Origin of the sequence: Lentzea indica (assembly GCF_012184385.1) — a bacterium.
GTDB lineage: Bacteria > Actinomycetota > Actinomycetes > Mycobacteriales > Pseudonocardiaceae > Lentzea > Lentzea indica.
On the sequence record NZ_VSRL01000346.1, the window covers coordinates 1 to 7,777 of the forward strand.

Consider the following 7,777-nt stretch of genomic DNA (forward strand, 5'->3'; position numbering starts at 1 on the left):
GGGGAAACACCCGGTCCCATTCCGAACCCGGTAGTTAAGCCCTTCTGCGCCGATGGTACTGCACTGGTTACGGTGTGGGAGAGTAGGTCGCCGCCGAACTTACGTACAGAAGCCCCTGAGGGTCGAGCGCTACAATCGCTCCCCTCGGGGGCTTTCTGCGTTCGCGACAAACGCTCCTCCGGCAGCGGGCTCTTGCGTTCACCGCAAGCGTTCCCCCGCAGAGGGCTCTTGCGTTCGGCGCAAGCTCTCCCCTGCGGAGGGCTCTTGCGTTAGGCACGAGCGCTCCCCTGCGGAGGGCTCTTGCGTTAGGCACGAGCGCTACCCCGCTGGGGCCTTGCGTTGGGCACGAGTGCTCCCTCGCAGGGGTCTTGCGTTAGGCGCGAGCGGCTTTCCCTCGGGGCTCCTGGGTTCGGCAGGTGCACTTCCCCTCAGGGCTTTCCGCGTACGGCCACGTGCGCTCCCCGCCGCGGCTTTCTGCGTTGCCGGCGCAGAGCACACAGGCACCTGTCCGCCTCAGCCCGCCCAGGGGCTCACTCGACCGGGTGAACAATGGCCTGATTCAGGCCCTGCCCCCTCTAGTAGTTATTTCCCCGCACCGGGAGGCGTCACAAAACCATGGTCATCTTCCTCCGCGCAATAAGGAAGACGCGTGGGGCGCCGAACGCTCGTGGCTCCCCGATACCTCTCGTGGCTCCCCGGTACCTTCTTTGCCATGCACCACGAGCACCGCACCGCCCGTCGGTCCGCCGGCGTCGGCAGGACCGCCGACCTGGCCACGAACCCGTTCCGCGTCGACCGCGACAGGGTGGCCAGCTCACCGTTCTTCGCGAGGCTCGGCGCGTCACGCAGGTGGTCAGCTCGACGGGGTCCGGCCTGCTCGTGCACACCGGCTCACCCACAGCCTCAAGGTCGCCCAGGCCGCGCGCGCCATCGCCGAACGCCTCACCAGCCGGACCGAGCTGACCGCGGTGCTCGAGAAGCTCGGCGGTTGCGACCCGGACGTGGTGGAGGCGGCGGCACTCGCGCACGACCTGGGGCACCCGCCGTTCGGGCACCTCGGCGAGCAGGTGCTGGACCGGCTGGCGCGGCACCGGTTCGGGCTGCCGGACGGGTTCGAGGGCAACGCGCAGTCGTTCCGCATTGTCACCACCACGGACGTGCGGGGGCCCAAGGCGCTCGGGCTCGACCTCACCGTCGCGGTGCGGGCGGCGATGCTGAAGTACCCGTGGACCCGTCACCAGCCGCTGAATCTGCCGGTGGCGCCGCGTGGTGCGTCCGCGCCGGACGACATGCCGGGCACCGGTAGCTCGAAGTTCTCCGCCTACGTCACGGAGATCAACGACCTGCGGCAGTCGCGCGAGCCGTTCGAGGGGCGCGTCGAGTCGTGGCAGCAGACCGTTGAGGCGAGTGTCATGGACACCGCTGACGACATCGCCTACGCGATCCACGACCTGGAGGACTTCCACCGGGTCGGGGTGTTGCAGCACGCGACGGTCGCGGCGGAGCTCGGCACGTGGCAGGCGCAGGCGCTCGACCTCGCGGGTCTGAGCGACGCCGAGCTCGGTGCGGAGATCCGCATGCCCGGCCGGTCGCTGGAGACGCTGCGCAGGCGCATGCACCTCAAGGACTCCTGGGTGATGAGCGACGAGGCGTTCGCGCTGGCGGTGCGCAAGGTCAGCAAGGAGCTCGTCGACGGGCTGCTGTCGGTGCCGTTCGACGGGTCGGTGGAGGCGGAGCAGGCCGTCGCGGGCTTCAGCGCGCGGTGGACGCGCCGGCTCGTCGACGCGGTGGGCGTCATCGAGGAACCGACCCCGCGGTCCGGTCACGTCGTGCTGGCCGTCCAGCAGTGGCACGAGGTGCAGGTGCTGAAGTTCGTGCACCGCCGGTTCGTGTTGCTGCGGCCGGATCTGGCGTTGCACCAACGTGGACAGGCGCGTTTGCTCACCTCGCTGGTGGACGCGCTCGAGCAGTGGGTGACGGACAGGACCGAGTCGGACCGGTTGCCGCGCAGGTTGCACGACCTCGTCGAGCTGGCCGAAACGGAGTACGCGGCGCTCGCCCGGACGGAGCCGTCCACATTGGTCGGCCCGACCGGTGAGCTGCCGGTCGGTCCCGACGTCGTCCGGGGTTTGGCGCGGGGGCGGGCGGTCGTCGACTTCGTCGCGTCGCTCACCGACAACCAGGCCGCTGCGTTGCTGGAAGCCCTTTCCGGGCGAACCGGTCAGCTGTGGACCGACGCGTTTGTTCTGTGAAGTGTGATTGTGTCTGCTAAGTGAGAACTAGCCCAATCGGATGCTGACTGTGATCAGGCAAGCACCATACGTTGACGCCTCGGCCGGGATCATCCGGCCGCAGGCCGCGTGCTCGGGGGCACGCCAACGTTCCGGGGGAGAAACCCTGTGCGCCGATCTCGAAGAGGCACGACGATAGTCACCGCAGGTACCGCAGTTCTTCTGGCCGCACTCACCGTTGTCACGCCGGCGTCGGCAGACCCGGTCAAGGCGTCGAAGTCCGTCACCGATCGCACCGCGGCCCAGATCGCCGCGCTGCAGAGCATCAAGAAGTCGCTCAGCCCAGCTGAGTCCAAAGTAGACAGCACGCTCGTCGTGGAAGCGCGCAAGCGCGGCCAGATGGGGACGATGAGCGCCCTTCCGCAGGTGCAGACCGGTGTCGCCGTGACGCCGCAGTCCACCACCCTCGTGGACATCCGCGCCAAGCAGTACTCCGAGGACCTGGTCAACGCTGTCCGTGCGGTGGGCGGACAGATCCGGGCAGTGTCCTCCGAGCATCGCACCGTGCGTGCCGAGGTTCCGGTCGCGAAGATCGCCGAGATCGCGGGGCGTGATGACGTCGCCCGTGTCGAGCCTGGCAGCGACGCGATGACGCAGGACGTGAAGAACAAGCGGGACAACAAGAGCCGCAAGCAGGCTCCGTCTAAAGAGGACAAAGCGAAAGAGATCGAGCGCAGGCTCGCCGAGAAGCAGATGTCCGTTCAGGCGGCCAAGGTCAGCGAGAGCGACAAGGCCCACAACGCCGAGGCGGCGCGTGGCTCGTTCCGCGTGACCGGCGTCGGCGTGAAGCTCTGCGCGCTCTCGGACGGCGTGAACTCGCTGGCCGTGTCGCAGGCCGCGGGTGAGCTGCCCGCCGTCGACATCCTGCCGGGCCAGGCCGGCTCCGGTGACGAAGGCACGGCGATGCTCGAGATCCTGCACGACCTCGCGCCCAACGCCGAGCTCGGCTTCGCCACGGCGTTCAACGGCGACGCGAGCTTCGCTGACAACATCAAGAAGCTGCGCTTCGACCTCGGCTGCGACGTCATCGTCGACGACGTCATCTACTTCAACGAGTCGCCGTTCCAGGACGGCATCATCGCGCGTGCCGTGGACGCGGTCGCCGCGGACGGCGCTGTCTTCTTCTCCAGCGCCGGCAACCAGGGCAACGTCGCGGACGGCACCTCCGGCCACTACGAGGCCCAGTTCGTCGACTCGGGCGTCGGCGTCGGCAAGTTCGCGGGCTCCGCGCACGACTTCAACCCGGACCCGAACGCCAAGCAGCTGTTCAACCCGCTGTCGAACTACTCGGGCGACAGCCCGGTGACGCTGCACTGGGCCGACCCGCTCGGCCAGTCGTTCAACGACTACGACCTCTACCTGGTCAACGCCCAAGGCAACGTTGTCACTTTCAGCCAGAACAACCAGGACGGCGCGCAGGACCCGTATGAGCGGCTCAACACGCCGAGCACGTCCACGGGCACGCGTCTCGCGGTCGTGAAGTTCCGCGGTGAGGACAAGTACTTCGCGATGTCGCTGTTCGGCGGTCGCTTCGCCGACTCCAACGACGGCCTCAAGAAGTTCGTCACGCCCGGCATGACCCGCGGCCACTCGGCGGCCAAGGGCGCGATCTCGGTCGCGGCCGCTCCCGCCGCTCAGGCGCTGCCGTTCGACCTGCACCCCGGCGACCCCGCCAACCCGAAGGGTCCGTTCCCGAACGTTTACGACGGAACGCAGAAGCCGGAGCGCTTCACCTCCGACGGTCCGCGCAAGACGTTCTTCGCGCCCGACGGCTCGCCGCTCGCCGAGACCCGGCAGAAGCCGGACATCACCGCGGCCGACGGCGTGACCACGTCGGTGCCGGGCTTCGCGCCGTTCTTCGGCACGTCCGCCTCGGCTCCGAACGCGGCCGCGATCGCCGGTCTGATCCTGTCCGGCAACCCGACGCTGTCGCCGGCCGAGGTCAAGGAAGCCCTTGTCGCCACGGCGATCGACATCGTCGAGTCCGGTGTGGACAATCGCACCGGCCCCGGCATCGTGATGGCCGACCGCGCCCTGCAGTACACGGGTGCGTCGCCGCAGGCACTGGCTCGCGCGCAGCGTCCGACGATCGTGAACGACGCGGATGGAAGCGCTTTCCTCAAGCCGGGCACGACTGCCACGGTGACGGTGCCGGTGGCCAACAATGGTGACGGTTCTGCCTCGTCGACCTCGGTCGTGCTGTCGTCGCCGACCGCCGGCGTGACCATCGCGCCGCGTTCGAAGTACTACGGCAACGTCGATGTCGGCCAAACGGTGTCCAACACCTACAAGGTGACGGTCCCCGCCTCGGCCGGTCTCGGTTCGGCGGTGCGCCTCGACGCTCGTGTGACCTACGCGGGCTCGACGTCGCCGACGACCGCCTCGTTCACCTACCGCGTGGGTGAGCCGGCGCGTGACTTCAAGACGTTCGCGTACACCGGTGAGCCGGTGGCCATCCCGGACAACGACCAGACCGGCGTCTCGATCTCGCTGCCGGTGTCGGGTGTCGGCGCGGCGTCGAACCTGAAGTTCTCGGTCGACGGTGCCACCTGCTCGACGGCGGACGGCGCCACGACCGTGGGCATCGACCACACCTTCGCCGGTGACCTGGTCGGCACGCTGACCTCGCCCTCCGGCAAGAGCGTGACGCTGTTCTCGCGGGCGGGCAGCACCGGCAACAACATCTGCCAGGCCGTGTTCGACGACTCGGCGACGCGGGCGTTCTCGTCCGTGCTGAGCGGCGACGCGCCGTTCACCGGCTCGTGGAAGGCAGGCGCGCCGCTGTCGACGCTGACGGCGGACCCCGTGGACGGCACGTGGGTGTTCAAGGTCGCTGACGTGGTGGGCTCCGACCGCGGTTCGATCCGCGCGGTGACCCTGCACGTCGCCGGCTGGGTCTGATTGCCCCAGCTGACAACGGAAAGGCCCCCGGCTCGCGAGCCGGGGGCCTTCTCCTTGAAGCGATCGCTAGCGGTTCGGCCACTCCCAGCGGATGCCGAACACACCGGGACCGAACCCGAGCGCCACGGCGTGCACGCCGCCGCCCGAGTCCAGGGTCAGGTTGCGCCGCCGAGAGGGCGTCTCGTCGCCCGCGGGCACGCTGTACTGCTGCACGCGCGTGGGCAGGTTCGTCTCGTCGAAGCGGACCTCGATGACGTACTCGCGGACCGGCAGACGGAACTTGCGCGCGAACGTGTTGTTGCCCTTGGGAGCGTGGCCCTCCGGGAACACCAGCTGGTATTCCATGATGAGGGTCTCGCCTCGGGCCAACGGCCGCTCGAACATCATCTCCGCGACCATGATGTTGGCCTCGTGGTCACGGGCGATGCGGCCGAGGTGGCAGTTGCGCACGTTCACGATCTCGGGGAGCACATCGGACTCCTCGGTCTCGAACACGAGCGCCCACCGGTCCGGCCCGTCCTGCTCCGCGCGGAGGATCTGACGCACCCACACGGATTTCTGCCCGCCGTCGGCAGAGATCTCGATGCGATCGTGCTGACTGATCCTGCCGAGCTTCAGGTCAGAGGACGTGTCGACCTTCGAGAGCAGGTTCGCGACCCGCTCACGACGCGCCCAGAGGGCGTCGATCGGCATCATCGTCGTCGGGCGGCAACGGCGGCCTCGCGGACGAGGTGGACCGAGCAGCGCCGACAGACCCGACTGAGGCACGCCCAGGACCGACTCGAGGTGCCGCAGCGCCTCCAGTGATTCAGGGCGTTCAGGCCTTCGCCGTCCTGACTGCCAGTAGCTGAGCGTCGCGACGCTGATGGTCACGCCGCGCAATGCCAACCTGTGCTGGATGCGGTCGAGGCTGAGACGGCTCGCCTTGATCGCGGCCCTCAACGCTTCCGGGAACGGTCCCGTCGTCAAGAGCTGCGTAAGGCTGCCGTGGCCCGTTGAGTCAGTGTCGTCAACGGTCAGTGTTGGTCGACCGGCAGCAGTGGTCATGGTGACTCCCCGCTGTCATAAGATCACGCCCCAGTGACCCTACCCGTCCGTGAACACCGCTGGTCGGCGCCGGATGGAGTCAATGGTTAATCCATACGGTTGACGAGTTCACGCTTTCGAGGCTGATCTGTCAAGCATTCCGAACCGATCAGTAACATCCGTGTGCTGTGCACGCCCCGTGTTGGCATGGCTCTAGTGTGTGCACGGTGAACGACCTCGACGTGCTGACCTCGGTGGCCGGAGCGGTGCTCGGACCGGGGCCGCACGCGGTCGTCGACCTGCTCGACGTGGTGCCCGGTGTCCAGGTGGACGCGGTGCGTGCCGCGGACGACCTCCTGCCCAGGCTCGCGCACGAGGAGTCTCTCTCGAACATCCTCATGCTCGCCCACGCATCGCTGCGACCTGGCGGTGTTCTGGTGGCCGCCGTGCCGGAGCTCGACAGGCTCGGTGTGCTCAAGCCCACGGCCCCGCCGCCGAAGGTGCACGGCGACCGGGTCACCGTGCAGCTCTGGGACTGGGCTCCTGACGGCCTGTCGTACGGCCTGGAGGTCGTTTCCCTGATCCGGGGTGGCGCGGGGTGGGAGATCTCCGGAACGGCCGCCACGCGCCACAGGGTCCTCTCCGCGGCTGAGATGGAGGACACGCTGAACGCCGTCGGGTTCACGACGGTGCAGCGACTCGCGCCGGGGGAGAGCGGCTACCGCGTGCCGGTGTGGGTGGCGGTCAGGTGAGCCGGGTACGGCCGGTTCCAGGAGGACGGGCCGTCGAGGTCGAGCCGGAACGCGTCCAGGGCTGGATCGGCAGGTTCGCGGACCGGCACGGCGCCGTCCAGATCCGCGTCGGCGAGCTCGATGTCGTGATCACCGCCGCCGACGGCGCGACGGCCAGGTTCGCGACGCGTGGCGGCGCGACAGTAGAAGAGGTGGTTGAACGGTTGACGGAACCGCGCCGCATCGGCCTGGTCCTCGTCCGGCTCGGCGGGCACAGCATCGGCGTGGCGTTCGGCGGCAAGGTCGAGGTGTCCACGACAGACCGCAAGCAGGTGCACGGCCGCATCAGGGCCGGCGGCTGGTCGCAGCAGCGGTTCGCACGGCGGCGCGAAGGGCAGGCCCGCGTCGCGCTCCAGGCGGCCGCGGACGACGTCGTCCGCGTTCTGGTCCCGAGGCTTGCCCAACTGGACAGCGTCGTGCTCGGCGGCGACTGGCAGGCGCTGGACGTGCTGCGCAACGACCGCAGGCTCACAGACGTCTTCAGCAAGGCCGAGGACCGCGTCCTGGACGTCCCCGAACCACGGCGCGCGGTCCTGGACGAGGCCGCTGAACGGGCCCGCTGCGTCGAGATCGTGATCCAGGACACAGGGGCAACCGGATCGGACGCCGACCGCATGGATACGGGTGAGGGTGCCTGACCGAGGCACCACCGACCTGCTGGAGTCGCAAGTGCGCAAACGAATGGTGATCGTGGCGGGAGCTGTGGCGCTGGGTGCCGTCGGCATCGCGGTGCCCGCGCTGGCCCTGAGCGGCGTCGGCGACCCCGCA

4 protein-coding genes, 1 rRNA gene and 1 pseudogene are annotated in these 7,777 nt (G+C 68.8%); 5 read left to right on the plus strand and 1 reads right to left on the minus strand.

The annotated features are described in order from the left end of the window. The 3 genes and pseudogenes from rrf to FXN61_RS45075 all read left to right on the plus strand — a co-directional run. Positions 1 to 99 (plus strand): 5S ribosomal RNA (gene rrf / locus FXN61_RS45065); the annotation flags it as partial. A 613-nt stretch (positions 100 to 712) separates the two neighbouring features. Further along, positions 713 to 2,252 (plus strand): annotated as a pseudogene (locus tag FXN61_RS45070) (deoxyguanosinetriphosphate triphosphohydrolase family protein). Between the two features lie 147 nt (positions 2,253 to 2,399). After that, positions 2,400 to 5,192 (plus strand): S8 family serine peptidase, encoded by a 2,793-nt coding sequence (locus tag FXN61_RS45075; protein WP_312878489.1) that lies wholly within the window; start codon positions 2,400 to 2,402, stop codon positions 5,190 to 5,192. 66 nt (positions 5,193 to 5,258) lie between these two features. Here the strand turns inward: FXN61_RS45075 and FXN61_RS45080 are convergent, their stop codons facing one another. Continuing rightward, a complete protein-coding gene (locus tag FXN61_RS45080; RefSeq protein ID WP_246293043.1) occupies positions 5,259 to 6,161 on the minus strand; it encodes a helix-turn-helix domain-containing protein in 903 nt (300 codons plus the stop codon). A 284-nt stretch (positions 6,162 to 6,445) separates the two neighbouring features. On the opposite strand from FXN61_RS45080, the gene FXN61_RS45085 reads away from it, so the two are divergent. Continuing rightward, the gene (locus FXN61_RS45085; protein WP_312878491.1) at positions 6,446 to 6,970 is read left to right on the plus strand and encodes a hypothetical protein; all 525 of its coding nucleotides are present in this window, start codon (positions 6,446 to 6,448) and stop codon (positions 6,968 to 6,970) included. Continuing rightward, complete coding sequence (locus FXN61_RS45090; RefSeq protein ID WP_167979953.1) at positions 6,967 to 7,647, plus strand: acVLRF1 family peptidyl-tRNA hydrolase; 681 nt, start codon at positions 6,967 to 6,969, stop codon at positions 7,645 to 7,647. The genes FXN61_RS45085 and FXN61_RS45090 overlap by 4 nt, the downstream gene beginning before the upstream one ends. The last annotated feature ends 130 nt before the right edge of the window (positions 7,648 to 7,777 follow it).